The organism is Pseudomonas sp. B21-010 (assembly GCF_024749325.1).
Lineage (GTDB): Bacteria > Pseudomonadota > Gammaproteobacteria > Pseudomonadales > Pseudomonadaceae > Aquipseudomonas > Aquipseudomonas kilonensis.
Window position 1 is genome coordinate 5,655,053 of record NZ_CP087198.1, and the last position, 23,932, is coordinate 5,678,984.

A 23,932-nucleotide genomic window follows, 5' to 3' on the forward strand; every position below is an offset into this window, starting at 1 on the left:
CCAGTCATTTGGTCAACTAACGGGGGCACCGCCCAATGAGCTACAGCAAGATTCCGGCTGGCAAAGACCTGCCGAACGACATCTACGTCGCGATCGAAATCCCGGCCAACCACGCCCCGATCAAATACGAAATCGACAAAGACAGCGACTGCCTGTTCGTTGACCGTTTCATGGCCACCCCCATGTTCTACCCGGCCAACTACGGTTACATCCCCAACACTCTGGCCGACGACGGCGACCCCCTCGACGTGCTGGTCGTGACCCCTTACCCAGTGGCCCCAGGCTCGGTCATCCGCGCCCGTCCAGTCGGCATCCTGAACATGACCGACGACGGCGGCGGCGATGCCAAAGTCATCGCAGTGCCACACGACAAACTGTCGCAACTGTACGTCGACGTGAAGGAATACACCGACCTGCCACCGCTGCTGATCCAGCAGATCGAGCACTTCTTCGCGAACTACAAAGATCTCGAAAAAGGCAAGTGGGTCAAGATCGAAGGCTGGGCCGGTGCAGACGCCGCCCGCGAAGCGATCATCAAGTCGGCTGCCGCCTACAAAGGCTGAAGCAAACTTTAAAAAGAACCCCGGTTTGCCCCGGGGTTTTTTTATGCCTCAATGCTTCCTAATACGAAACTGTATTAACACCGTTTAAGCACGTTTAGCCCGCACCTTTCAGATCCCGCAAACGGAAAGATCGTCTTATATATTTGAACGACTTGTTTATTGCCGAAAACACAGTCGCCTCTAAACTTTCCGTTTATGAAAATACTTTCCAGTGGCGACCGCTTCAGAGCCCTTCTAAGAGAAGCGAACATCCGATCCGCCGACTTCGCGAAGTTATACGGCGTGAAATCCCAACACGTGAACAACTGGTTCAACCGTGGCATCCCACCCGGGCGCATCCACAGCATCGCCAGCCTGCTGACCGTCAGCCCGCAATGGCTCGCCCACGGCGAAGGCCCGCAAACCCCATTGGGCCTGGGCCCCGGCACCACCTATGAGGCGGCCGAAAACGATGGCGTCTACAGCGTGGTGGAACCCACGGACATCGAACTGCCTTTCTACAAGGAAGTCCCCATCGCCCCCGGCGAAACCAAAACCCACATCACCGAAATCCCCGACCAATCCATCCGCCTGCCCCGCAGCCACCTCGAATCCCTGGAAATCGACCCCAGCGACGCCATCTGCATCACCATGGTCGGCGACAGCATGGCCGAACGCATCGCCGACGGCTCCACCCTCGCCATCGACCGCGGCCTGACCCAAATCGTCGACGGCCAAATCTACGCGCTTGAGCACGACGGGATGCTGCGCATCAAATACCTGCACCGCATCCCCGGCAACCGACTGCGCCTGCGCAGCCACAACAGCGCTGCGTATCCCGACGAGGTCTTCAGCGCCGAACAAATCGACGCGCAACACATCCACGTGATCGGCTGGGTGTTCTGGTGGTCAACCCTCAACAAACAGAGACCGCCGGTGTTCGACTAACCCACTCGAACGGGCAGACAGCCAAAGCTCCTTGCGCTGAGGAGCCTTTGTGACAGGAAGCTTTGTAGCAGAGAGCTTGTGGCAGAGAGCTTTTGTGGCGAGGGAGCTTGCTCCCGCTGGGCTGCGCAGCAGCCCCCTGCTTTTCTATCTGAATCACCGATAACCCAATGATTCCACACCACTTACCCCTGGGCTTCCGAAGCAAACCCGCGTATCCTCCGCCCCACATTTGCGAGCCCACGCCTCGCACTGACAAGGCAGATCACTTTCTGACCAAGTCCCACAGCCGGCCGCAAGAGCCGGATGTACGTTTTGAAGGCTGGTAAGGTTTGTCAAAAACGAGCTGAATCAGTCAACGAGAAGCCGGCCATAAGCCGGCTTTTTAATGTCTGAGCTTTTTCACCCCCCATCCAAAATCCCGCCTGATGACCAAACAACGTCGCTCGTAAGTATCCCGTGCTCGACAGCAAAGGTCATCGAACACCGTATGATTCCCAAACGCCACCAGAAGAGAATATTCTGACGACATATTGCGCTGCGTCCTACAGCGAAACGGGAACCCTACGGATAGCCCCCGCCATGTCCTCTTCACCTAACAGCAATCAATCCAACCCGCCCTGGAGCCGTGACGAACTCGTCCTAGCCCTGAACCTGTATCTTCTTCACCGCAATGGTTTACCCGGAGTGAATCATCCGGAAGTCCGAGCCCTATCACAGAGCCTCAATCTCATTGGCACCGCTACAGGTGTGAGCAAAAACCAGAGTTTTCGTAACACCAATGGTGTCTGCATGAAGCTCAACAATTTCCGTCGTTGGGATCCGAGCTATACCAACACTGGTCGCACAGGTCTTGCAAAAGGAAATAAGGACGAGGAATTGGTATGGCTGGAGTTTGCTAATAATCCCGAGCGTCTGGCCGAAGTCGTAGCAGCCATCAAGGCAAACGTCGGAACCACTTCTTCTACTACGCCGATGGATCTAAGTGCGGAGGAAGAACCGGGCTTCTTCGAAGCAGAGGAAGGAAAAGTGCTAACTCGCGTGCACCGTGTACGGGAAAGGGACAAAAAACTCGTAAAACGAAAGAAGGACGAAGCCCTAAAGAAGCATGGTGTTCTCCAGTGCGAAGCCTGTGATTTCAACTTCAGCAAAACATATGGCCCGGACATCGAAGGTGTTATCGATGTGCACCACACTAAGCCACTGCATACGCTCCAACCTGGCGATAAAACCAAGCTCGCGGACCTCGCACTGTTATGTGCCAATTGTCATCGTGTGGTGCATTCACGCCGTAAGTGGCTGAGTGTCGCCGAGGTCAAGGACCGCTACCAAGCAGCCAAAAACAAATCCTGAACTGGGCCGACTCACGGAGGTAAATCAGTGAAAAGCTTTTTTCATATTTAACGGTCAACAATTCCCCCCTACCTGCGGAACTAGGAATCGAGCAACGTCTATGAGATAAAGCCTTCCTTTTTTGGAAAAGGACTTTCAGATCAATGCTTCCGTACCTAGCTACCTATCTACTCATCGCGCTTATCCTTGCAGCAATCGACCGGTTTACCGACCAACCAATGTTCATTAGAACGCATTCAAAGCATTTCCCCTGGAAACTCAACTACAATATAAGATGGTGGGGCCCTCAAGAATATTGGGCGGCTATCACCCTGAGCTCGGTTGCCGCCCTCCACATGCTCGTATTCTGGCATATAGCAGGAGGTTCGATCAGAAAAGACGTCGCTCAAGTTCTTTTTATTGTTATCTGCTTTAGCTCATCGGTGCTTTCTATTAGGCACTTTAAGCTTGTAGAAAAATTCAAAATACATGCATGGTGGATGACCATCCTCACAGCTCTAGCTACAGTAGGATTGGGGCTTGTCGCTAGCGCATACGCCGACTCGTTCATTATTAACCTCACAAGGGTCGATGCAGCTCAGCTTCCAGTTGCGCAGAAGTCCTTGTCTATGCTTATTTTGGTTTCTCTTTGGGCATTAATTACGACATTTATTGTCAGCTTGACAGTCGTCATCACTTCCATTGCTATCGCCTTAACCACTCCAACTTTCATTGGTACGATCAAAAAAAATTATTTAACGGTACAGCAATGGAAACTCTACAGACCAGGACTCGGCCATCACCGTCGCACACGAATGCTTTTCGCGGTATTCGTTGGATCCGTCTATACGGTAGTTATTGCTTGGAATTCGTGGGAATACATTCTTAGGGACGCCGATGACTATCTACAAGAAGTCATCGTTTTTGCTTCATTTCACCTTCACCCCCGAGATTGCGCAATTCCAGGCAGACCAGAGGAGGCACGAGCTGCGCTAATCAGCGAAAATCGTGTAGTCGTGGCAACCCCTGAGAAAAGAGGCTACACCTTTGAAACGCTACCTTGTGAGATACAGTCGAAGAAGGCTTTAAAGGACGCCGCTCTGAAACGATTGAAGCAGGACAGCTACTTCTAAGGAAAACCAAGATAATGTGCTGAAAGCGGGACAGCCATCGACATTCCTTCGCAGAGTGCTGTGGCACTCAACAAAGACAATTGTGCAAGTACCTCTTGCACAAATTAGAGCTCATCGCTTCGAGGACTTCGAAGACACAAAAAAGGTCTTGCCAAGCAAGACCTTTTTACGTCAGAAGGGCAACCAATGGCCCGTCCTACCTCACCTCAATAATATCCAAAGCCCGATTCGCCAACAGTTCACTCACCTCAATCACCTGCAAAATCCCCATCGCAACGCGCCGCCGCGAACCCTCAAGGTCAAACGCCAGATCATTGATCATGGCATTGGCCGCAGCCAGGTTTTCACTGAGACTGGCAAGCAGGCATTCCGAATCAACATCAGGTGCGATACGGAAGATGCTGTTGGGGTTGTCAGACGTTTCTTTCTTCGGCGTAGGCTTCAGGTAGTAATCCAAAGCCCGGTTAGCGGCATCATCAAGCTTCTTGTTACGAGCAGACTGAGCGCGGGACACATGTTCATCTGTAGCTGGCGGATTCGGTGTGATTTTAGCCATGGTAAAGCTCCTAGAGTCTGTTGGAGCTACCACCATTCGCTGCGAAACGAAGTATTGGGTGGCAGCTGTACGCGGGTTCGCAGACCGGGACTCTAGGGACCGGCAGACCCAAGGGGTCTCCCACGCACAGCCACCTCTGACGAAATCACAGACATGGGTAATCTGCTTTCGAAGGTGACGTTGTGCGCCTATAGAGTCCGGGCTGCGAAACCCGATCACTGATGAGCAGTGACGGATTCAAACTACCGAGGGGACCCAAAGCGCACAAGCCGGCGGATTCTGGCGTAGTTGTAGGCAATGGCGCAAGGCAATGTCGGTCGTGGCTGCTCTCGTGGAGCCACGATAAACAGCGGGCCGGAATGTTGTTTATACACCGCCATCGCGAGCAGGCTCGCTCCCACAGAGGCGCTTGCGTCAGGCATTTCAAACATAGGAATGGCGGAGCGGATTTGCTCGTAAATGCGATGCGTCAGCGTCATTTAGCAAGGAGCGACGCTGCGGTTGGGGAAGTGTACGGCGGTCTGCTGCACTGCTTAAGAGAACTCATCGTTCCAAGTGCGCAGTGCGGAAATGCATTCGCGACCGGCTGCATCCTTGCAGCCAGTCGCGAAGAGGGTGACGACTCGTTGTTCAATGGGGCTTGCGAGCGACGTCGCAATGAATCAGGCGGGATATCTCGATCATATCCACAACGGTTTTGTCATCGACCGCAAAACCGCTGTCTGAAACCCCGGTGTTGCTGTTACTTGAGGGTGACGTCGAGCATCGGCGGGATGTAACCGTAGTCGTACTCGGCCACCACGAACGTCTGCAGCCCTTTTATTTTCATGCCCACCGTTGGAGCCTCGGTGCCACCGACACGAATCTGCGTGCCGGTTTCGTCGGTCGGTACGCTGTCGATGAAGGAGGTCACCAGGCCGTTTGGCATTACATAGTGCGAGTAGGTCTGGAATGGCTGCGAGGACGGGTTGCCCAGCACCAGGCCGGAACCGTTCAGCGGCACGTAAGGGCCGAACAGCGAGTCCGCGACGAAACCGTACACCCCGTCTGGCCCGGTCACACCGTCGGCATAGGTGAAGGTATGGCTGATCGTGAACAGGTAGTACTTGCCATCCTGGAACACGAAGTGCGGGCGCTCGGTCTGGTCGTTGACCCCGACGGCGGTCAGCAGTGGCGGCAACATTTCCCAGTCATCACCGTCCGCGTCGCGGGCCACGGCGATGCCGACACAGGCGGTCTGGAAGCGCGAGTTGCCGACATCTTCATAACCCGGCGGCACGTCGCCGATTTCTGCCTCGCCTACTTTGTGCGAGCCGCGCTCACCGGCCACGTTGCCCTCGAACAGCATGTACAGCTTGCCATCTTTCGGGTCGCGGAAAGGCCATGGGTCGCGGAAACCCCAGAACGCGTTTTGTGCTTCGGTCTGATACATCTTGCCGTCAGCCTCGAACAGCGGCTTGACCTTCTCGAAGCCGACCATGCTGACACCGTGTTCAGTGGTTACTACCCGGCCACGCACCTTGACGATGGTCGCGCCTGGGGTGACGGCGGTGTAATACAGATCCACTTCACCTCGGTCGTTCAACAGGATCGGCGTGCCGGCCCATTCGCGAGCGGTCGGCGAAACGCCTTCGGCCATCACGCGGCCACCGAATTCCCAGTTCTTGCCGGTGCGAGAAAACCAGTAGTACATCTTTGCCCGACCGTGGCGATCGTTCCAATCGCGGAGGATGTCGTAGTTGCCGTCCTCGTCGAGGTACTGCGGGTCGTTTGGATGACGATCGGCCGTCAGGGTGAAGATCACCGACCAGCCATCGACAGACGTCACGTTACCGTCCAAATCGCGCAGGGGCATGGTGTCCCAGATGAACACGTCGTTGTTCAGTACCGGGAAATCCGCGCTGACCAGCGGCTGGGTGGTGGTGGGGTCATCTGCCCGGACTTTCAACGCGTCGGCGCGGGTCCAGAGGCTGGGTTGATGGGGGGTTACACCGAATTTTTCAGTGGTGGTTTTCATAAGGTAATACCTCGTCCATGAATGGATTCAAATAAATGACGCTCTAGAAATACTGTATGCGCATACAGTGAAACCACCTTATAGGGGGTTATGCATGTGGGTCAAGCATAAAAATGCATTTGTGCATAATTTGAGTTTTTGTTGGGGCTGATACGTTTCAGCTGTGAACGTTTGCAGAAGTTAGTTCATGGGGAGATTGACGACGTTGGCTGCACGGTCGGTGCTTTGAACGCAGCTCGGTGGAAGGCGTGCGTAACTGGGCAATGGGTGGAAGCAGTGCATAGGGGGATTGGTTAACTGAGGCTGCGGGTTTTGCGCAAAGGCCAATGCAAGGTGGGGAGCCGAACAAAAAGCTTTGATTTGTCGCCGTCGGCGATATGAAAGGAATCGGGTCGTCTTGAGCTATTCGTGAGGTGGAGAGTCAGCGGTAGTGATGTTGACTGGTGTGCCGCCATCGCGGGCAAGCCTTGCTCCCACAGGGGTTTGACTTGGTTGCGGGGTTGGGTTTACTGGCCTTTTCGTGAACAAGCCCGCTTCCACAGAGGGCTGCCACAACGTGTCGCTGTTTTTTGATTTCTGCGACACGTTCTCTTCTCATGTCGCTGCCGGCGACATGAGAAGAGAACGTGTCGTCAAAATGGCGTTTTAGCAACATGAAAGGTAAAGCGACTCCTTCGGACTGACTCGCCCCTCACCCCAACGTATTCAAACAAACCACCTTCGGCTGGGTCATTTCCTCGTACGCGAAGCGCACCCCTTCCCTGCCCAAACTGCCGTACTTGGAACCGCCGAACGGCATCGCATCAAACCGAAAATCCGACGAGTCATTGATCATCACGCCCCCCGCCTCGATCCGCCGGGCAGCGCTCATCGCGGTGTTGAGATCGTTGGTGAAGATCCCGGCGTGAAGCGCGTATTCAGGTTCGTTAGCCAAAGCGATGGCTTCATCAAACGTGTCGAACGGCTGCAACACCACCACCGGGGCGAAGGCTTCGTTGCGCCAGAGGCGGCTGGAATGATCGACGTTTTCCAGGACGGTGGCGGCGTAGCAGGTGCCTTGGCGGCGGTGGCCGCAGAGTAAGGTGGCGCCTTGTTGCAGGGCTTCGTTGACGACCTGTTCGGCGTTTTGCGCGGCTTGTTGGGTGATCATCGGGCCGATGTCGGTGTTGGCGAGCAGTGGGTTGCCGACGACGAGGGCTTGGGCCTGGTTGACGAAGCGTTCGCGGAAGGCGGCATAGATCGGTGCGTGGATGAGCAGGCGTTGGGTGCCGATGCAGTTTTGCCCGGCGGCCCAGAAGGCGCCGGAGACGCAGCTGTCGACGGCGGCGTCGAGGTTGCAATCGCCCATGACGATGACGGGGGCGTTGCCGCCGAGGTCCATGGCGAGTTTTTTCAGGCCGGCGGTGCGGGCGATTTGTTCGCCGGTGACGAAGCCGCCGGTGAAGGAGATCATTCGCACGTCGCGGGCGGCGACCAGGGCTTTGCCGAGTTCGGCGCCGCCGGTGGCGACGGTGACCACCGTTTCAGGCAGGCCCGCCGCGACCAGGTACGAGACCAGTTTGAGCGCCGACAACGGCGCCAGCTCGGACGGTTTGAGGATCACCGCGTTGCCGCCGGCGATGGCCGGGCCGAGTTTGTGGGCGACCAGGTTCAGCGGGTCGTTGTAGGGGGTGATGGCGACGATCAGCCCCAAAGGTTCGCGGGTGAACCAGCCCTGGCGCGATTCGGCGCCTTCGTAGGCATCGAACGGCACGATTTCGCCGGCGTTGCGTTTGGCTTCTTCGGCGGAGAGTTTGAGGGTGTTGACGCAGCGTTTGACTTCTTTTTCGGCCTGTTTGAGGGTCTTGCCGGCTTCGTCGACGATCAGTCGGGCGAAGGCTTTGGCGTCGCGTTCGATGTTCAGTGCGGCTTGTTCGAGGATGCTGGCGCGGCGATGACGTGGGAGTGCCGCGCAGGCTTTTGCGCCGTTGCGTCCGGTTTCGAGCAGGTGTGGGACTTCTGAGGCGCACACGTCGGCGACGGTGCCGACGATGCTGCCGTCAAACGGGTTGAGGACTTCGATGTGCGGTTCGACGACCGCCAGGGCCAGGCGCGATACGTTCACAGGTTGTGCTCCTGTTTGAGGGTTGCCGATTGGTGGATGTGAATGATGTCCGACAGCAGTGCGAAGGCGGTTTCGGTGCGGCCTGCGCCCGGACCGGAGACAGTGACGGCGCCGAGCAGTTCGCTGGTGAACGACACAGCGTTGGTGGCGCCGCTGATGCTCGCCAGTGGATGGTCGTTGCTCAGCAGGCGCGGCTCGACGCTGGCGCTGATGGAGCCGTCGGCCTGGCGGGTGGCGGCGCCGATGAGTTTCCAGCGGGCGCCGTCGTGGCGGGCTTTTTCGATGTCGTCGAGGGTGAGGGAGGCGATGCCGTTGCAGGTGACGTCGTTGACGGTGAGTTTGGCGTCCAGCAGTTCGTTGGCGAGGATCACCACTTTGAGGCGCACGTCATGGCCTTCGACGTCTGCCGTTGGGTCGGCTTCGGCGTAGCCCAGGGCTTGGGCCTGGCTGACGGCTTCGGCGAACCCGAGGCCGCCTTCCATGCAGGTGAGGACGAAGTTGGAGGTGCCGTTGAGGATGCCTTCGAAACCGGTGATCGAGCTGCCGGCCAGGGACTCTTTGGCGAGGCGAATGACCGGGGTGCCGCTCATCACTGAGCCTTCGTATTCGAAGGCGACGTTGTTGCGTTGGGCCAGGGCTTTGAGCTCGGCGCCGTGCAGGGCGATGGGGCCTTTGTTGGTGGTGACCACGTGTTTGCCGCGCTCCAGGGCCCAGCGGCAGAACGAGGTGGCGGGCTCGCCGTCCACCGGGTTGGTGAAGGTGGCTTCGGCGATGATGTCGGCGCCGCAGTCTTTGATCACCGCTTCATTGAGGGCATCGAGGGTGCCGCCGGGGAGCTGGGCCATGGCGCCCTTGGTGGTGGGCAGTTTGGCCAATGAGGCGGCGTCGAGGCCGTGGCGGTCCATCACCGAACCGAGGAACAGGTCGGTCACGCCGACGATTTTCAGGGTGAAGCCGAGTTCGGTTTTCCACTGCTGGTTGCGCTCGGCAATCAGTTGAGCCAATGCCCGGTTCACACCGCCGAAGCCGACCAGCGCCAGTTTGTATTCAGTCATTTTTGTTATGTCCTTGATCCGGGTGATGAGGTTGTTGGGATCTAGGTTAGGGGGGCGGGGTTGGCAGTGAAATATGCCAATTTGCTCTATTTCTTGGGCGTTTTGACCAGGGGGTGGGCAAAGCGTCAGGCATGAAAAAAAACAACAGGAATCGTTTGGCCAGACACAACCCTTTGTGGGAGCGAGCTTGCTCGCGATGGGGCCAGCTCAGGCAACATTGATGTCGACTGGTGTACCGCTATCGCGAGCAAGCTCGCTCCCACAGGTTTTTTTCAGTGTTTGGGCTATTGGTGTCAGGGCATGCACCTCCGCCGGTTCTTGTGGCGAGGGAGCAAGCTCCCGCTGGGCTGCGCAGCAGACCCAAAACCATGCGGCGCGGTGGGTCAGGTTGATTGAGGGTGACCAGGTTGGGGCTGCTTCGCAGCCCAGCGGGAGCAAGCTCCCTCGCCACAGGTTTGTGGTGGCTGGCTTATCTATGTTTTTTCCACTGGCCGGGCACAAGCTCCTGTGGGAGCGAGCTTGCTCGCGATGGGGCCAGCTCAGGCAACATTGATGTCGACTGGTCTACCGCTATCGCGAGCAAGCTCGCTCCCACAGGTATTTTCAGTGTTTGGGCTATTGGTGTCAGGGCATGCACCTCCCGCCGGTTTTTGTGGCGAGGGAGCTTGCTCCCGCTGGGCTGCGCAGCAGACCCAAAACCATGCGGCGCGGTGGGTCAGGTTGATTGAGGGTGACCAGGTTGGGGCTGCTTCGCAGCCCAGCGGGAGCAAGCTCCCTCGCCACAGGTTTGTGGTGGCTGGGGTGTCTGCGGGCATCAGTAGCAGCGGTGAGCGTGCTTGACCCATTGGCCGGGCACATTCTCCTGTGGGAGCAAGCTTGCTCGCGATGGGGCCAGGTCAGGCAACATTGATGTCGACTGGTCTACCGCTATCGCGAGCAAGCTCGCTCCCACAGGTATTTTCAGTGTTTGGGCTATTGGTGTCAGGGCATGCACCTCCCGCCGGTTTTTGTGGCGAGGGAGCTTGCTCCCGCTGGGCTGCGCAGCGGCCCCAAATCATGCGGCGCGGTGGGTCAGGTTGATTGAGGGTGACCAGGTTGGGGCTGCTTCGCAGCCCAGCGGGAGCAAGCTCCCCCGCCACAGGGTTCACTGTTGTGACGGATAGCGCGCCTAGACCACCGACGACAACACAAACGACGTCACGGTGTTCTCCACCCCCGGCAACGCCGAGATCTCTTTCCACACCTTGTGCACCCGCTCCGGGTTCGCCGCGCCGACTCGCAGCATCAAATCAAATTCGCCGCTCATCACATCGCACTGCAGCACTTCGGGCATGGCCTGCAACGCCTGCAACACCTCGGCGCCGCGCATGCGGTCGTAGCGGTAGACGAAGATCACCGCGTTGATGTTCGACGACGCGTGAGCGCCCTCCCCGGTGCGCACCGTGTAGCCCTGGATCGCGCCGTCGCGTTCGAGGCGTTCGATGCGTTGGCGCACGGCGTTGCGCGAGAGGTTGACCTTGGCCGCCAGCTCGGCGTGGGCGGCGCGGGCGTTGAGGCGCAGTTCGGCGATGATGCGTTCGTCGAGGGGGTCGAGAATTCGCTTCATGGGGCCTCCGGTTATAGGGCGCCGAGCAATTGATGAAGAGCACCGAGGTCGTCCGGCTGGATGCGATGAATCTGCGCCGGGCCTTGCTCGGACATCGTACGCTGTGGCGCCGCCACGGGGATCCCCAACTCACCGAGCAACACCGCCGATTTAATAGGTGATATCTCGCCCAAGGTCACCATCGGCGCCACCAGGCTGCGCCGGTACAAACGCGCCGCGAGCACGCCGGTGGCGGTGTGTGGGTCGATGACGTAACCAGTGTCGCGATACAGCGACGTGATTTCCTCCAGCGTCTGCTCATCGCTGACCGCGTACGAGTCGATGATCATCCGCGCCTGCAACCAGAACTCGTTGGCGATGGTCATTTCACCCTGGGTTTCGAAGGTGTCCATCAACGCGCTCACGGCCTGGTCGTCGTGCCCATAGAGCTCCCAGAGAAACCGTTCCAGGTTGGAAAAGATCGACAAATCCATGGCCGGCGACAGGGTCTTGCTGGCGCGCAATCGCGAGTAGTGGTTCTTCAAAAAGAACTGATGCAGCGCGTCATTCTGATTGGTCGCAACGATCATTTGCGTGATCGGCAAGCCCATCTTCTGCGCGATGTAGCCGGCATAGACTTCGGCAAAACTCGCCGCCGGCACGCTGAAGCCAATGGGCCGCTGACCGCCGCCCAACTGCAGCACGGCGTGGAAATAAAACACCAACTGCGCCATGACACTGACCCAGTTGCTGGAATTGAAACTGATCGCCTCATGCTGCCGGAACAGCTGGGTGACCAAGGTCTGGCATTCATCGAAACTGCCATCGACGGCCACTTGATGAACCCGCGGATGCGCCGTCGCTTGCAGGTCTTGAAGCTGGTCTTGCGGTACGCCGGCCTCGGGATAAATCACCACCACGTCGGTCTCGTCGCAGTGCTTGAAGGCCTCGATGGCGGCCAGGCCGGTGTCGCCGTTGGTGACGCCAATCACCACGGCGCGACGCCCGCGTTTACGCAGGAAGTACTGCACCAGCCGCGCCTGCAACTGCGCGGCAAAATCCTTCGAGGAGCGGGTCGGCCCATGGAACAATTCCAGGACCCATTCGTTGCGATCCACCTGATGCAACGGCGCCAACGAGCGATGGCTGAACTGGCTGCCGGCCTCCTTGAGCACCCGCTTGAAATCGGCCTCGGGGATCGCCTCGCCCACGAACGGACGCATCACTCGATAGGCCAGTTCGTCGTAGGACAAGGTCGACCAATTGGCGATGTCCTGGGGTTCGAAGTGCGGCAATGTGACGGGGACAAACAGGCCGCCATCCTCGGCGATGGCCGACAGCACGACTTTTTCGAAATCGACCTGCACGGCGGAATTTCGGGTACTCACATAGCGCATGGTCAACTCCGTAAAACAGTTCATTTAAAGCGATGCGCCTGCTCCACCAGCCAGGTGGAAAACCGCGCCGCGTCCGGGTGTTGCTCGGCCCCGGAACTGCGCACCAGGTAAAACGATTCGCTGGCTTCGATGCGCTGGGCGAAGGGCTCGACCAGGCGTCCGTCGTCGAGCATGTCACTCACCATCGATGACCGCGCCAGGGCGATGCCCTGCCCCAGTTCAGCCATGCGCAAGGTGCAGACCAGCGTGTCGAATTGCATGCCGGTCGAGGAATCCACCGAGTCGACACCGACCATTTTCAGCCAGTAGCCCCAGCCCTCTTCGTAGCCCAGCACATGCAGCAATGGATGCTTGGCCACGTCCGCCGGCACTTTCAGCGTCGCCATCAAGGCAGGTGAACACACCGGAAACAAGGTGTCCCAGGTCAGCCGCTGGGACACCAGGCCGGGCCATTGGCCGTGGCCCCAGCGGATTTCCATGTCGTCTTCGCCATCCAGCTCCTTGACCCAGATGTTGCTGATGTAGCGGATGTCGACGTGCGGATGCGCCTGGCGAAAATCCACCAGTTTCGGCGCCAGCCAGTGCACGAAAAACGCCAGGCTGCCGCGCACCTTGATTGGCCGGCGTTTGTGCTGGCCAAAGATTTCGTTAGTGCCCACCGCCAGTCGCGTGATTGCATCCTGCACCACCGGCAGGTACGCCTGGCCTTCTTCGGTCAGGCCCAGGCCACGGGGCAAGCGCTTGAACAGCGCCACCCCCAGGTGACTTTCCAATTGGCGGATCTGTTGGCTGACCGCGCCCTGGGTCAAGAATAATTCGTCGGCGGCGTGGGTGAAGTTCAGGCAGCGGGCCGACACTTCGAACGCCCGCAGCCAGTTCAACGGGGGCAACGTTTTTTGCTTCATGGTCTTACCTCGTTAACCCCCACGCACCGGGCACGTTTGCCCGCCCCATCGACGCGGTTTAGAACGCGTCGGACGGTTGTGCCACGAGGGCAACCGACAAGCGTCGCTCGCGGCTTTTGCGGGTAATGTAATACACGAAGTAACACCAGGCGATGAACGGCAAGCCGAAGTACAGCGCCACCCGCTGTTCAGGGTCGAAGGCGATCCCGACACACGCCAGGCTGCAGCACACCAGCGCCCCCAGCGGCACCCACGGATAACCGCGAACGCGGAACTTGAGGTCACGAATATCGCCGCCGTTGGCCACATAGTGACGACGGAAAGCGATCTGGCTCGCGGCGATGCTCATCCACACCACCACCACGGCCAGGCCGGAAATCGACACCAGCGCCAGGTAGATGGTGTCGGCGGCAAACACGCTGCTGAGCAACGATGCCGCACCGCCGGCCATGCTGACGATGATCGCGTTGAGCGGCGTGCCCATGCGAGTCAGGGCCGAGAACTGCTTGGGCAGGTGGCCTTGGTCGCTGAGGGTCCAGAGCATCCGCGAGGCGGCGTACAACCCGGAGTTGGCCGCCGACAACAGGGCGGTGATGATCACGAAGTTCATGATGTCGGCGGAGTACGGAATGCCGATGTAGGTGAACACGGTGACGAAGGGGCTTTCGACCAGACCGGCTTGCTCGCGGGGTAACAAGGTCGCCAGGACAAAAATGGTCCCGACGAAAAACACCGCCAGGCGCAGCACTGTGGTGCGGATGGCGCGTGGCACATTGCGTTGCGGGTCTTTGGTTTCACCGGCGGCGATGCCGATCAGTTCAGTACCGGAAAACGCGAAGGAGACCGCCAGCAGCGTCATCACGATGGGCATGAAGCCGGTAGGAAACAGTCCCTCGCGGGTGAAGTTGCTCAAGCCGATGCTGTGGGCCTGGTCGATGTTCAGCAGGCCGAGAATCGCGCCACCGCCGATCAGCAGGAACACCACCACGGTCAGCACTTTGATCAACGACAACCAGAACTCGGTCTCGGCGAACAAACGCACCGAAATCACGTTGGTGAGGAACACCACGCCGGCAAACAGCGCGCTCCAGATCCACACCGGCGTGTCGGGAAACCAGCGCGACATGAGGATGCCGGCAGCGGTGAATTCGGAACCGATCGCCACCGTCCACGTCAGCCAATACAACCAGGCCACGGTGTAGCCGGTGCCCGGGCCTAGAAACCGCGTGGCGTAGGTGCTGAACGAACCGGTTTCCGGCATCTGCACCGCCAGTTCCCCCAGGCACATCATCACCATGTACACCATGAGCGCGCCGATGATGTAGGCGATCACCGCGCCCATGGGGCCGGCCTGGTTAACGGTGTAGCCGGAGGTCAGGAACAGCCCGGTGCCGATCACGCCGCCCAAGGCCAGCATGACGATATGGCGCGTCTGCATTTCCTGCTTGAAGCCGGCCCGCGTACTCGTTTGTTGTTCTGTTATGGACATGGTTGTTCTCATGAAATGTCAGGGCGCGCATCTACGTCTACGCGAGTCAGACAAGCGCCGCTGAGCTTTTATTATTATTCCTATTCATGAACGCCCCATTCACAGCCTTGTTATGGGGTACCAACTTTCAAACTTCAGTTTGCGGTCTCGATGTGGACTTCATTGAGTTGCGAATCGAGGGTTTTTTTGACGAAGGCGAAGGCCTGTTTCAGATCGTCCAGTAGATCGTCCGTGTCTTCGATGCCGACCGAAACCCGCACCAGGCCTTCGGAGATGCCCAGGGCCAGGCGTTCTTCCAAGGTGTTCTCGACATGGCTGGTGGTGCGGGCCGGGCCGTAGATGGTTTCCACCGCGCCCAGGTTGCCCGCGCAATGGGCGAAGCGCAGGCGCGGCAGCAGCAGCTTGATCGTGTCCATGCCACCGACCAGGACAAAACTGACGATGGCGCCGAAGCCGGACATCTGCGCGCAGGCCACGGCGTGGTTCGGGTGACTCGGCAAGCCCGGGTAATTGACCGCCTCCACCAGCGGTTCGGTGCAGAGGAATTCGGCCAGGGCCCGGGCGCTGTGTTGTTGCTGACGCATGCGCAGTGCCAGGGTCTTCATGCCACGGATGATCAGGTAGGCCGAGAACGGGTCGAGGCTCGCGCCGTTGATTTCCCGGTAATGCCGCACCTGGGCCATCAAGGCTTCGCTGCCACACACCAGGCCACCGAGCACGTCGCCATGGCCGCTGAGGAACTTGGTCGCGCTATGAATCACCACGTCCACCCCCAAGGCCAGCGGGCTCTGGTTCAGCGGTGTGGCGAAAGTGTTGTCCGCCACGACCACGGCGCCGACACGCTTGGCCGCCGCCACCAGGCGCGGGATGTCGAGGATTTTCAGGGTCGGGTTGGTGGGGGTTTCCAGGTACAGCACCTGGCAACCCTTGGCGATTTCACGCTCGAGGTCGTCGTGATCGAAGGTCTCGCACAAGGTCACCGCCACACCGGTGCGCGGCAGGAACTCTTCGAAAATCTTGTTGGTGCCGCCGTAACTGTCCTTGGTCGACACCACGCGATCGCCATGGGCCAGGAAGGTGTAGAGCACGCTGCTGATCGCCGCCATGCCACTGCTGAAAGCCACGGCGGACTCGGCCATTTCCAGCTCGCGAATCTTGGCTTCGAGGGTCTCGACGGTCGGGTTGCTCATGCGGCTGTAGATAAAACCGGGGGCCTTGCCCAAGGCGACGTCGTACCAGACGTCGATGTCGTCGTAACCATACGCGGCGCTGGCCACGATAGGGGTTTGCGTGGCGTTGTAGGGGTGCCTGACTTGCTCCCCACCCCAAACCGCCCGGGTTCCTGCTCCCGCGTTATCAAGCCCTGTGCTGTCAGGTTTATTGTTCATTGAGGCTACTCACACTGAGGGGGTGGACGTTGAGCCATCCACCGAATCTGAGGGCCAATATAGGGAAAAGCCGCGCGCCCGAGAAACGATGTTATCGGTGCCAAAGGGGTGGTTTTTTTAATGGCTGAAGGCGAAGCCGCGACCTGTAAGTCACTGATAAACCTGTGGGAGCGAGCTTGCTCGCGATGGCGGTGGGTCAGCTGCCATTGAGGGTGACTGACACTTCGCTATCGCGAGCAAGCTCGCTCCCACACTGGAAATTGTGGTGACGTCGGGAATGCGTGAGCGCCAGCCCTACAGGCGACCGTTGACTTAAAGGCTGTGCGAATCATCGTGGCGAGGGAGCTTGCTCCCGCTCGGCTGCGCCGTAGGAGCTGCCGAGCGAAGCGAGGCTGCGATCTTTCCAAAGCCAGTTGAGTATCAAGCGAAAGATCAAGATCAAAAGATCGCAGCCTTCGGCAGCTCCTACCGCAACCCAGCGGGAGCAAGCTCCCTAGCCACAGGTTATCGATCGTTCCCACGCTCCCGCGTGGGAATGTCGCCAGGGACGCTCTGCGTTCCGCTTCTGGTTGTGACGCAGAGCGTCACGGGATGCATTCCCACGCGGGAGCGTGGGAACGATCAATAACACTGGGGGCGGCGTTGATTTTTTGCTGTGTGGGCCGCCCTCGTTGATTTATTTTCGACACTTAACTCAACCAATACTTACCTCACGCAACCTTGACTTGTTTTAACGTATCTATCAAAGCACCTTCTAGTTCAGCCCAACTCTTAGCCTCTGTAGAACATACAGGAGAGCCCCAGTTGCAGCCCGACACAAGAAGAACCCTGAAGCATCCACTCTCACAGAACTCAGGATACCAACCAATATCTATTATTTGCTCAAACGAAAAAGAAGCCTGGAACAGATCTTCCTTTAAATCGTCTATACCAAGCAGAACATCCCTTGACTGATCCAATCTTGAAAGATCATCAAAAACCACAGCCCCGCCAAGCTTAGTTACTTCATGCAAACCCACACACTCCCCCTTCACTTTATAAGCTTCCCTGAATGCATCTTCGATGTACGCAGAGCGTCACTGGTTGCATCATTCTTCCAGCTCACAAATTAGCTGGGCAAAGGGTTAATTTTTCGAAACTTAGACTTATAAAAAACGGAGGTCGCATAAGACAGCCCTCCAACTCAATCATTGTTTTCGTTCCATTGATATCAATTATCGCAACCCCATCCTCAGCCATGGAGACTAGAGACGCGCTTAGAAAAATGACCCTATCCTTTATGCTCAATGAAAAACGACCACCGGAAACATCGACATTATTTCCCCACGCAAACTCTTCATCTATCTCAAATTCCACATCATGTTGTTCACCGACTTTCGGAATATCGGCCGACCAAGTCGCGACCGCGCTTCCAAAATCTGTCGAAAAAGCTACTGAGATATTGCCACTGACGCTCCTAACTTCATCTATTTTTATTTTCATTTTTTGCCATTCGCCAAAGAAACGCGCACAACTGTATTGTCAACACCCATCACATTCCCCTTCAACTCATACGTCCATACCCCCTCATGATAATGGTGCTTGGTTGGCTTGCTGTTCATTTCATAGGCACCGTAACGAAAAATCTATTAGGGCTTCCAGAAATTAATACCCTCCATACGCCGCTCGATATCGTCCATATCATCTTCGCCTAGAGTTGTATCAAACCCTTCACTGATGATCTTTCTAATTTTAGCGAGCTTCTGGGTTACTTTTTCATTATCTATGAACTCCGTGGTGGCGCGCTGGTACTTTTCAATTGGCTTATCACCGTAGTAGCTACCCATCTTGTGTAGCGATATCAAAATAAACTCAATTTCAGCTAGAGCTTCAAGTGCAGACTCCCCGGAAATAACGATTTCCTTATTTCTCTCTAACATTACTTTCTCCGCTTAAAGGTTGGATTTTCTAATTTTAGATTCCGCTTGATGGTCAGCTCCATCGTGCCATGCCTTGGGTTTTTGACCCATTCCAGTTTAGATTCGATCATTCCCACGCAGGAGCGTGGGAATGATCGAAGGGGTGGTTTTTTTAATGGCTGAGGGCAAAGCCACGACCTGTAAGTCACTGATAAACCTGTGGGAGCGAGCTTGCTCGCGATGGCGGTGGGTCAGCTGCCGTTGAGGGTGACTGACACTTCGCTATCGCGAGCAAGCTCGCTCCCACACTGGAAATTGTGGTGACGTCGGCACGTGGTTTCGCCCTTGGAAACGCAGCGGTTGCTCCAGTCGCTTGCCGTCGCCGTGCCGGAGCTCGGTGAGTTTGCCGTAGCCGTTGTAGCGCGCGGCCCAAACGACTTCACCTCAGTCTGCCAATCTGCATACGGCTACTTCTTCTAGTTACCATCAAGCGGAGAGGTATCAGTGCGACTCATTACGTCCAGAATATGCTTTAGCCACATTTCACCAGACTCCCAATCCATCCAATAGCAATAATTGCAAGGCATTTTATCCATAATGAATCCTCTCAATTTCTCATCACAAAATTTAATTGTTAATAGTGTCGAGATTTCATTTTTAACCATGTCAACGATTTCAGGCGCAGAGTCCGAAACAAAATTTCTTATTATTTCATCAGGATCTGATGACTCGCACATCCAATCTTGATGAAAGTAGCATCCAAAGAACTGGAAAAGCTCTGGGTATTTATCTTTCATTTTTTTCAATAAATCCTGTAAGTAAATTATATCCGGTTGGTGACCTGTCAGATTTTCTAATAACCAACACCACAACCGACAGTGGTTCTAGATTTCCAGTTTGACGTACAACGCCGACTCCTACTGGAGAAGAGAAGGGTTGCCGTAGAGCAAGTGATGTTCTCAATCTACTACTTAGAAATTCGTCTATCTCTAATTTTCTTGTTTTTAATACACTGGAAACAGCTGACTCTGCCGTAGCCCTATCAGGGAATGTCGACGCAGTAGGTACGCGAGGCTCCAAATCAAGGCGCCTCCTCAGTTGATCTTCAGAGCGCCCCACATGTTTCTCTATTAAATGCCCACCACGAGCCTCATGCGCAGCCAACCCTCCTCCCGGCACAATTTCGCTGAACGGCCCATCAGCCTCAATATCACCAGGACACTGACATGCCAACCCCAACGGATCCACCCACCCCGTCGGGTTCAGGGTGTACCGGTACCCATTGAGCCCACCCACCAACTTGCTCGGGTCGGGCGTCAGGTAGCGGCCAGTCTCGGGATTGTAGTAGCGGTGCCGGTTGTAGTGCAGGCCGCTTTCGGGGTCGAAGTATTGACCCTGGAAGCGCAAGGGTTGCTCAAGTTGTTCGCCGCCTCCGTGCTGCAGTTCAGTGAGTTTGCCGTAGCCGTTGTAGCGCGCCGACCAGACGATCTGGCCGCTGTAGCTGGTCAGTTCCTGGGGCGTGCCCAGGTGGTCGAGGTGGTAGTAGAACGGCGTGGCTTTTTCCGGGCCTTCGCCATCGAGCATCGCCAGCGGGCGGAATGTGCCGGGTTCGTAGACGTAGCTGCGGTGGTGGCGTGGGCTGTTTTCGGCGACGACCTGGTCGCCCTGCCAGAAAAACTCCGTGGTCAGGCCGTCCACGGTCTTGCTGATGCGTCGGCCAAAGGCGTCGTAGCGGTAGGACGTTTCGCGGCCGTTGGCCGTGGTGACGCCAATCAGGCGGTGCTGGCTGTCGTAGCGGTAGGCGCTGACCAGGGCCTGGTCGCGGCGTTCGCGGATCAGGTTGCCGAAGGCGTCGTAGTCGTAGTGGCGGTCGCCCTCCTTCAGCAGGCGGTTGCCCTTGAGGGTGGTCGGGCCGGGGCGGTCCTGCATCATCAGGTTGCCGGCCGGATCGTGGCAGAAGTGTTCCGGCGGTTCGCTGTGGGAAAAGTCGATGCGGGTCAGGCGATCCAGCGGGTCGTACTGGTAGCTGCGGCGGCTTCGGTTGTCGGAAAGGGTTTGCAGGTTGCCCTTGGCGCTGTAGGCATAATCGCGCCAGAACAGTTGTTGCTGTTGGTTCTGCCACACGGTCTGGGCCTTGAGGCGGCCCTGCTCGTCGTAGTCGTAGTCACTGAGCAGCCGGCCCTGCTGGCGTTGCCGTTCACGTCCGCCGACAAAGCGGTGTTCGGTCAGGCGCGTGCCGTTGAGGTCGATGGCGGTCAGTGCGCCACCTGGGGCATGGTGGTAGTCGAGCTGGCTGTCGTCCGGCAGGCGCAGGTGGTTGAGGCGCCCGCAAGCGTCGTAGCGATAACGCAGGGTGCCCCAGCCCTGGTGCTCGCAGACCAGCCGATCCTGGGCGTCGTACTCGAAGGCCAGGGGATGATCGCTGCCGTCGTTGACGTGGACCAGCCGGCCCAGTTCGTCGTAGCGGTATTCGATGGCCTGGCCGTCGGGCAAGGTCTTGACCCGCAGCCGCCCAGCCGCGTCACGCTGGTACTGGGTGAGCCGTTGCGAACCGTCTTCGCCGTGCTCGGTTTTCTCCAGCAGGTGGCCATTGAGGTCGTAGGCGTAGGCGGTGCGTTGGCCGTCGAAGCCGACTTGCTGTCGGATCAAGCCGTTGGGCGTGTAGTCCAGCTGATATTTTTCGCCGGATTCGTTTTCGATTTCGGTCAGCAACAGCCGCGCCGAGTCGTAGCGGTACTTCAGCTCGCTGCCGTCGGGGTTCAGGCGGCGGCTGACCAGGTGCAGGTCGTCGGCGTATTCATAGCGGGTCAGACGGCCCTGTTCATCGCGCTCGGCGGTGACCTTGCCGTAGGCGTTGTAGCGCCAGGTCCGGGTGGCACCGTTGGGCAAGGTCACCTGCAGCAGGCGGCCGACGGCGTCCCATTGGTAGTGCGTGAGCGCGCCGTGTTCGTCCTGACGGCTGAGTAAACGCCCCAGGGCGTCGTAGGAAAAACACCGGCGACTGCCGTCGGGCAGGATCTCTTCGGTCAGTTGGCCCAGGCGACTCCAGGTGAACCGATGTTCGCCGCCGTCCGGGGCATACGTCGCCAGCAGTTGCCCATGGACGTCGTAGGCATATTCCGTGCGCCGGCCGTCCGGATCGATGAGGACGATCACCTCGCCGCGGGCATTGCGCCGGTAGGTCCACACGGCCTTGCCGCGCGAACGGGTGTGCAGGAAACCGTTGCGGTATTCGTAGGACGTCGGCGTCTCATCCGGGGGAAGCAGCGCCACCAGCCGTCCGACGTCGTCGTAGCGGTATTCGCTGACGCCCCCCAGCGGGTCCTGTTCGGCGATCAACCGGCCCTGTTCGTCATAGGCCTTGAGGTGCTCGCCGCCGTCGGGCTCGACCTTGCGCACCAACCGCGCCCGCTCGTCGTGGACATACACCTCCTGGCTGCCGTCCAAGTGCCGGACCGTGACGCTGCCGTCTTCGCCCCAGGTGTAGCGACTGTCCATCTGCGCAAACGAGGCCCAATGCCGTACGCAGCGGGACGCCGGTCCGACGCCTTGCCATTCCCAATAAAAACTCGCGCCACCGGCCAGTTGTCGCTGGAGGATGACGTGCTGGTCGTCGTAGTCGTAGCGTTCGCTTTCACCGGCGGCATTGGTCGCTTCGATCAGTCGGAAACGTCCGTCGTAGCGGTAGGAAACCAGCGTCTGTTCAGTCCGCCAGGCTTCGTCGAGGGTGATAGCGGGATGGAAGCTCTGGTAGTCGACGGCGATCAGGTGGCGCTGCTCGTAACGCAGGCGCAGGGCGCGCCCGGCGCCGTTGTCCAAACGGCAGATGTCGCCATGAATGTTGCGCTGGAGGGTCAGGCGGTTGTCGTAGCGGTCGCTGAGGGCGCTCAGGTGGCCGTCGCGAAAGTGCAGGAATGCTGCGTTTTCCCCGGGCTGGGCGACGATCAGTTCGTCCGCCTCGGTGCCCAGGTAGATCGCCGCGCGGGCCAGGCTGTTGTGGATCGCCGGACGCTGGGCGTTAGGCAGTGGAAAGATCGTGCGGCGGTTTTCCTGATCGACCCAGGTGACCTGCTCGCCGTCGAGTTCCAAGCGATGGGCCAGGGCATGGCTCCAACCACGCCCGAGGCCGACATCCAGGTCGGCGGCGCTGGTGCGGTACAAACGGGTGAAGACGAACGGCAAGCGGCCATCCAGGGTGCCATCGTCGAGGGTCAGCAGTTCTTCGCCGGTGACCATCGACACCGGGCAGCCGCTGGTCTGGGTCTGGGACGCGGTGTCGGCGGGGTCGCCGTTGGGGTTTTTCGATGGGGCGGGGACGTCGTCGTGGGGTTCGTATTTACTCAGTCGCGTAGATGCCTGGGATTTTTCCCGCACGATCGGAGCCGGGTTGCTGACCGACAGCGGCGCGGAATCCCCAGTGGCGATCTGTAACGGTCTGACAGGCGCCGGCCCCACCGACGGTCCTTGACCGGCGATTACTACTGGCTTCAGTACATCGGCATGTTTGTTGAGGCTGTCGCCGCCAAGTTGGCCCAAACGCTGGCTCGATGCCTGCAACCACTCGCGGGCGCGTTCCGAGCGGACATGGCGCAACACTTTGCCGCTCATACGAAGCCCAACGCCCAGCCCACCGGTCACACGCGCCAAGAGGAAGTTGATCAAAATCGAGGCGCGCATTTCCCCCAGGAGTTCGGCCAGGTACTGCGGCGGCAGCATCCGCAGCCAACCGATGAACGCCGCGGTGTAGACGAAGAGCAAGGGCTCGTCGCTGAGGATCATCAGGCCTTTGGCAATTGCCTCCGATGAGGCTTTCAGCAGTTGCTCAAGCTCAGTCTCGGTGAGGTATTCCAGCAGTTTTTCACTGTTGGCCTGTAGATCCGCCAACAGATCGAAGACCTGTTTTACGTCGTCCCATAGCCCAAACAGGGCGTTTTCAAAGCCACGTAGCTGGGCGTCCTGCAATGCGTTGAAGCGCTTTACAAAACCGCTCTCGGAAGACGCCTTCCACAACGGTTGAAACTCGTTCCATTCCGCTTTCAGCCAACCTTCGAGCTCGACGATCTCGAGCTGGTAGGACGCGTACAGCGCCTTGACATGATCGGTCGTGATACCTGGAAAAAAACTGATGCGGTAACGCTGTCCGCGGTCGCATTCGGGTACTTCCAAAATGCCGCTGGGGCCAATGACATGAGGGATCGGATCGCCAAAGATTTCCTTCCCCCGCTCGTCTTTAGTGATCGGTTCCAACACCACTGGTGTGTCGCCGATCGGCACGAAACGCGAGGCTTGGAACATGTGCACCAGCGTCAGCGGGCCTTGTGCCGGACACCTCGCCACCACGGCGCTGACCTGCTTGCCATCGTCTTTCGCGGGTGCGAGCGACACCTCCTTGCCAACTTTAAACACCTGCTTAATGTCTAGCGTCCGATTGGTCCAGAATCTTTCCGCCCAACTGTCGTAGTCACCCAGGCAGCGGCGAAAGTCCTGCAGTACTTCCTCGACATCGGGCGAGTTCATGGCGGCCAAGACCAGCGAACCGATGGCGCCGGTTAATGACGGGATCTTGTCAGGGAACTTCATGCAGGC

General features: G+C 58.2%; 18 protein-coding genes. 4 read left to right on the forward strand and 14 right to left on the reverse strand.

Translation table 11 applies throughout. The features are described 5' to 3' along the window. Positions 1-35: 35 nt before the first annotated feature. The 4 genes from ppa (at position 36) to LOY50_RS25255 (ending at position 3,952) form a co-directional block, all read left to right on the forward strand. The gene (gene ppa, locus LOY50_RS25240; protein ID WP_018611265.1) at positions 36-563 is read left to right on the forward strand and encodes an inorganic diphosphatase; all 528 of its coding nucleotides are present in this window, start codon (positions 36-38) and stop codon (positions 561-563) included. 195 nt (positions 564-758) lie between these two features. Beyond that, positions 759-1,490: a helix-turn-helix transcriptional regulator gene (locus LOY50_RS25245; protein ID WP_258689468.1), complete on the forward strand. Its 732-nt coding sequence runs from the start codon at positions 759-761 to the stop codon at positions 1,488-1,490. A 579-nt stretch (positions 1,491-2,069) separates the two neighbouring features. After that, on the forward strand, positions 2,070-2,840 hold the full coding sequence (locus LOY50_RS25250; RefSeq protein WP_258689469.1) for an HNH endonuclease: 771 nt from the start codon (positions 2,070-2,072) through the stop codon (positions 2,838-2,840). Positions 2,841-2,983: 143 nt separating this feature from the next. After that, a complete protein-coding gene (locus LOY50_RS25255; RefSeq protein WP_258689470.1) occupies positions 2,984-3,952 on the forward strand; it encodes a hypothetical protein in 969 nt (322 codons plus the stop codon). Positions 3,953-4,148: 196 nt separating this feature from the next. Here LOY50_RS25255 and LOY50_RS25260 read toward each other — a convergent pair whose 3' ends face one another. The 14 genes from LOY50_RS25260 to LOY50_RS25325 all read right to left on the reverse strand — a co-directional run bounded on the left by LOY50_RS25260 (position 4,149) and on the right by LOY50_RS25325 (position 23,926). After that, on the reverse strand, positions 4,149-4,508 hold the full coding sequence (locus tag LOY50_RS25260; RefSeq protein WP_223472012.1) for a DUF6124 family protein: 360 nt from the start codon (positions 4,506-4,508) through the stop codon (positions 4,149-4,151). A 742-nt stretch (positions 4,509-5,250) separates the two neighbouring features. Then, a complete protein-coding gene (locus tag LOY50_RS25265; protein ID WP_258636281.1) occupies positions 5,251-6,525 on the reverse strand; it encodes a glycoside hydrolase family 68 protein in 1,275 nt (424 codons plus the stop codon). Positions 6,526-7,216: 691 nt separating this feature from the next. Next, complete coding sequence (locus LOY50_RS25270) at positions 7,217-8,629, reverse strand: aldehyde dehydrogenase family protein (protein ID WP_258689471.1); 1,413 nt, start codon at positions 8,627-8,629, stop codon at positions 7,217-7,219. Further along, entirely contained in the window at positions 8,626-9,684 is a 1,059-nt protein-coding gene (locus LOY50_RS25275; protein ID WP_258689472.1) for a homoserine dehydrogenase, read from the reverse strand. Before LOY50_RS25275 ends, LOY50_RS25270 begins: the two co-directional genes overlap by 4 nt. Before the next feature lie 1,168 nt (positions 9,685-10,852). Next, positions 10,853-11,290 carry an Lrp/AsnC family transcriptional regulator gene (locus LOY50_RS25280; protein ID WP_003205952.1) on the reverse strand — a complete coding sequence of 146 codons (438 nt, stop codon included), beginning with the start codon at positions 11,288-11,290 and terminating at the stop codon, positions 10,853-10,855. A gap of 11 nt (positions 11,291-11,301) precedes the next feature. After that, on the reverse strand, positions 11,302-12,666 hold the full coding sequence (gene thrC, locus LOY50_RS25285) for a threonine synthase (RefSeq protein WP_258689473.1): 1,365 nt from the start codon (positions 12,664-12,666) through the stop codon (positions 11,302-11,304). 20 nt (positions 12,667-12,686) lie between these two features. Further along, entirely contained in the window at positions 12,687-13,571 is an 885-nt protein-coding gene (locus LOY50_RS25290; protein WP_258689474.1) for a LysR substrate-binding domain-containing protein, read from the reverse strand. Positions 13,572-13,629: 58 nt separating this feature from the next. Continuing rightward, positions 13,630-15,060 carry an amino acid permease gene (locus LOY50_RS25295; RefSeq protein WP_253469742.1) on the reverse strand — a complete coding sequence of 477 codons (1,431 nt, stop codon included), beginning with the start codon at positions 15,058-15,060 and terminating at the stop codon, positions 13,630-13,632. A gap of 134 nt (positions 15,061-15,194) precedes the next feature. Beyond that, entirely contained in the window at positions 15,195-16,448 is a 1,254-nt protein-coding gene (locus tag LOY50_RS25300; protein WP_258689475.1) for a cystathionine gamma-synthase family protein, read from the reverse strand. A gap of 710 nt (positions 16,449-17,158) precedes the next feature. Beyond that, the gene (locus LOY50_RS25305; RefSeq protein WP_258689476.1) at positions 17,159-17,467 is read right to left on the reverse strand and encodes a hypothetical protein; all 309 of its coding nucleotides are present in this window, start codon (positions 17,465-17,467) and stop codon (positions 17,159-17,161) included. An 82-nt stretch (positions 17,468-17,549) separates the two neighbouring features. Beyond that, positions 17,550-17,930, reverse strand: coding sequence for a hypothetical protein (locus tag LOY50_RS25310; RefSeq protein ID WP_156395727.1), 381 nt, complete (start codon positions 17,928-17,930; stop codon positions 17,550-17,552). A 146-nt stretch (positions 17,931-18,076) separates the two neighbouring features. Beyond that, the gene (locus LOY50_RS25315; protein WP_258689477.1) at positions 18,077-18,367 is read right to left on the reverse strand and encodes a hypothetical protein; all 291 of its coding nucleotides are present in this window, start codon (positions 18,365-18,367) and stop codon (positions 18,077-18,079) included. A 455-nt stretch (positions 18,368-18,822) separates the two neighbouring features. Next, positions 18,823-19,143: a contact-dependent growth inhibition system immunity protein gene (locus tag LOY50_RS25320; protein WP_258689478.1), complete on the reverse strand. Its 321-nt coding sequence runs from the start codon at positions 19,141-19,143 to the stop codon at positions 18,823-18,825. Then, positions 19,133-23,926 carry an RHS repeat-associated core domain-containing protein gene (locus LOY50_RS25325; protein ID WP_258689479.1) on the reverse strand — a complete coding sequence of 1,598 codons (4,794 nt, stop codon included), beginning with the start codon at positions 23,924-23,926 and terminating at the stop codon, positions 19,133-19,135. Before LOY50_RS25325 ends, LOY50_RS25320 begins: the two co-directional genes overlap by 11 nt. Between the last annotated feature and the right edge of the window lie 6 nt (positions 23,927-23,932).

Excerpts from the sequence above, each read along its gene's own strand:
- LOY50_RS25255 (WP_258689470.1), top strand. The coding sequence starts at position 2,984 with ATGCTTCCGTACCTAGCTACCTATCTACTCATCGCGCTTATCCTTGCA.
- LOY50_RS25300 (WP_258689475.1), bottom strand. The coding sequence starts at position 16,448 with ATGAACAATAAACCTGACAGCACAGGGCTTGATAACGCGGGAGCAGGA.
- LOY50_RS25295 (WP_253469742.1), bottom strand. The coding sequence starts at position 15,060 with ATGTCCATAACAGAACAACAAACGAGTACGCGGGCCGGCTTCAAGCAG.
- LOY50_RS25280 (WP_003205952.1), bottom strand. The coding sequence starts at position 11,290 with ATGAAGCGAATTCTCGACCCCCTCGACGAACGCATCATCGCCGAACTG.
- LOY50_RS25310 (WP_156395727.1), bottom strand. The coding sequence starts at position 17,930 with ATGAAAATAAAAATAGATGAAGTTAGGAGCGTCAGTGGCAATATCTCA.
- LOY50_RS25275 (WP_258689472.1), bottom strand. The coding sequence starts at position 9,684 with ATGACTGAATACAAACTGGCGCTGGTCGGCTTCGGCGGTGTGAACCGG.
- LOY50_RS25315 (WP_258689477.1), bottom strand. The coding sequence starts at position 18,367 with ATGTTAGAGAGAAATAAGGAAATCGTTATTTCCGGGGAGTCTGCACTT.
- LOY50_RS25250 (WP_258689469.1), top strand. The coding sequence starts at position 2,070 with ATGTCCTCTTCACCTAACAGCAATCAATCCAACCCGCCCTGGAGCCGT.
- ppa (WP_018611265.1), top strand. The coding sequence starts at position 36 with ATGAGCTACAGCAAGATTCCGGCTGGCAAAGACCTGCCGAACGACATC.
- LOY50_RS25260 (WP_223472012.1), bottom strand. The coding sequence starts at position 4,508 with ATGGCTAAAATCACACCGAATCCGCCAGCTACAGATGAACATGTGTCC.
- LOY50_RS25320 (WP_258689478.1), bottom strand. The coding sequence starts at position 19,143 with ATGAAAGATAAATACCCAGAGCTTTTCCAGTTCTTTGGATGCTACTTT.
- LOY50_RS25245 (WP_258689468.1), top strand. The coding sequence starts at position 759 with ATGAAAATACTTTCCAGTGGCGACCGCTTCAGAGCCCTTCTAAGAGAA.
- LOY50_RS25265 (WP_258636281.1), bottom strand. The coding sequence starts at position 6,525 with ATGAAAACCACCACTGAAAAATTCGGTGTAACCCCCCATCAACCCAGC.
- LOY50_RS25325 (WP_258689479.1), bottom strand. The coding sequence starts at position 23,926 with ATGAAGTTCCCTGACAAGATCCCGTCATTAACCGGCGCCATCGGTTCG.
- LOY50_RS25290 (WP_258689474.1), bottom strand. The coding sequence starts at position 13,571 with ATGAAGCAAAAAACGTTGCCCCCGTTGAACTGGCTGCGGGCGTTCGAA.
- thrC (WP_258689473.1), bottom strand. The coding sequence starts at position 12,666 with ATGCGCTATGTGAGTACCCGAAATTCCGCCGTGCAGGTCGATTTCGAA.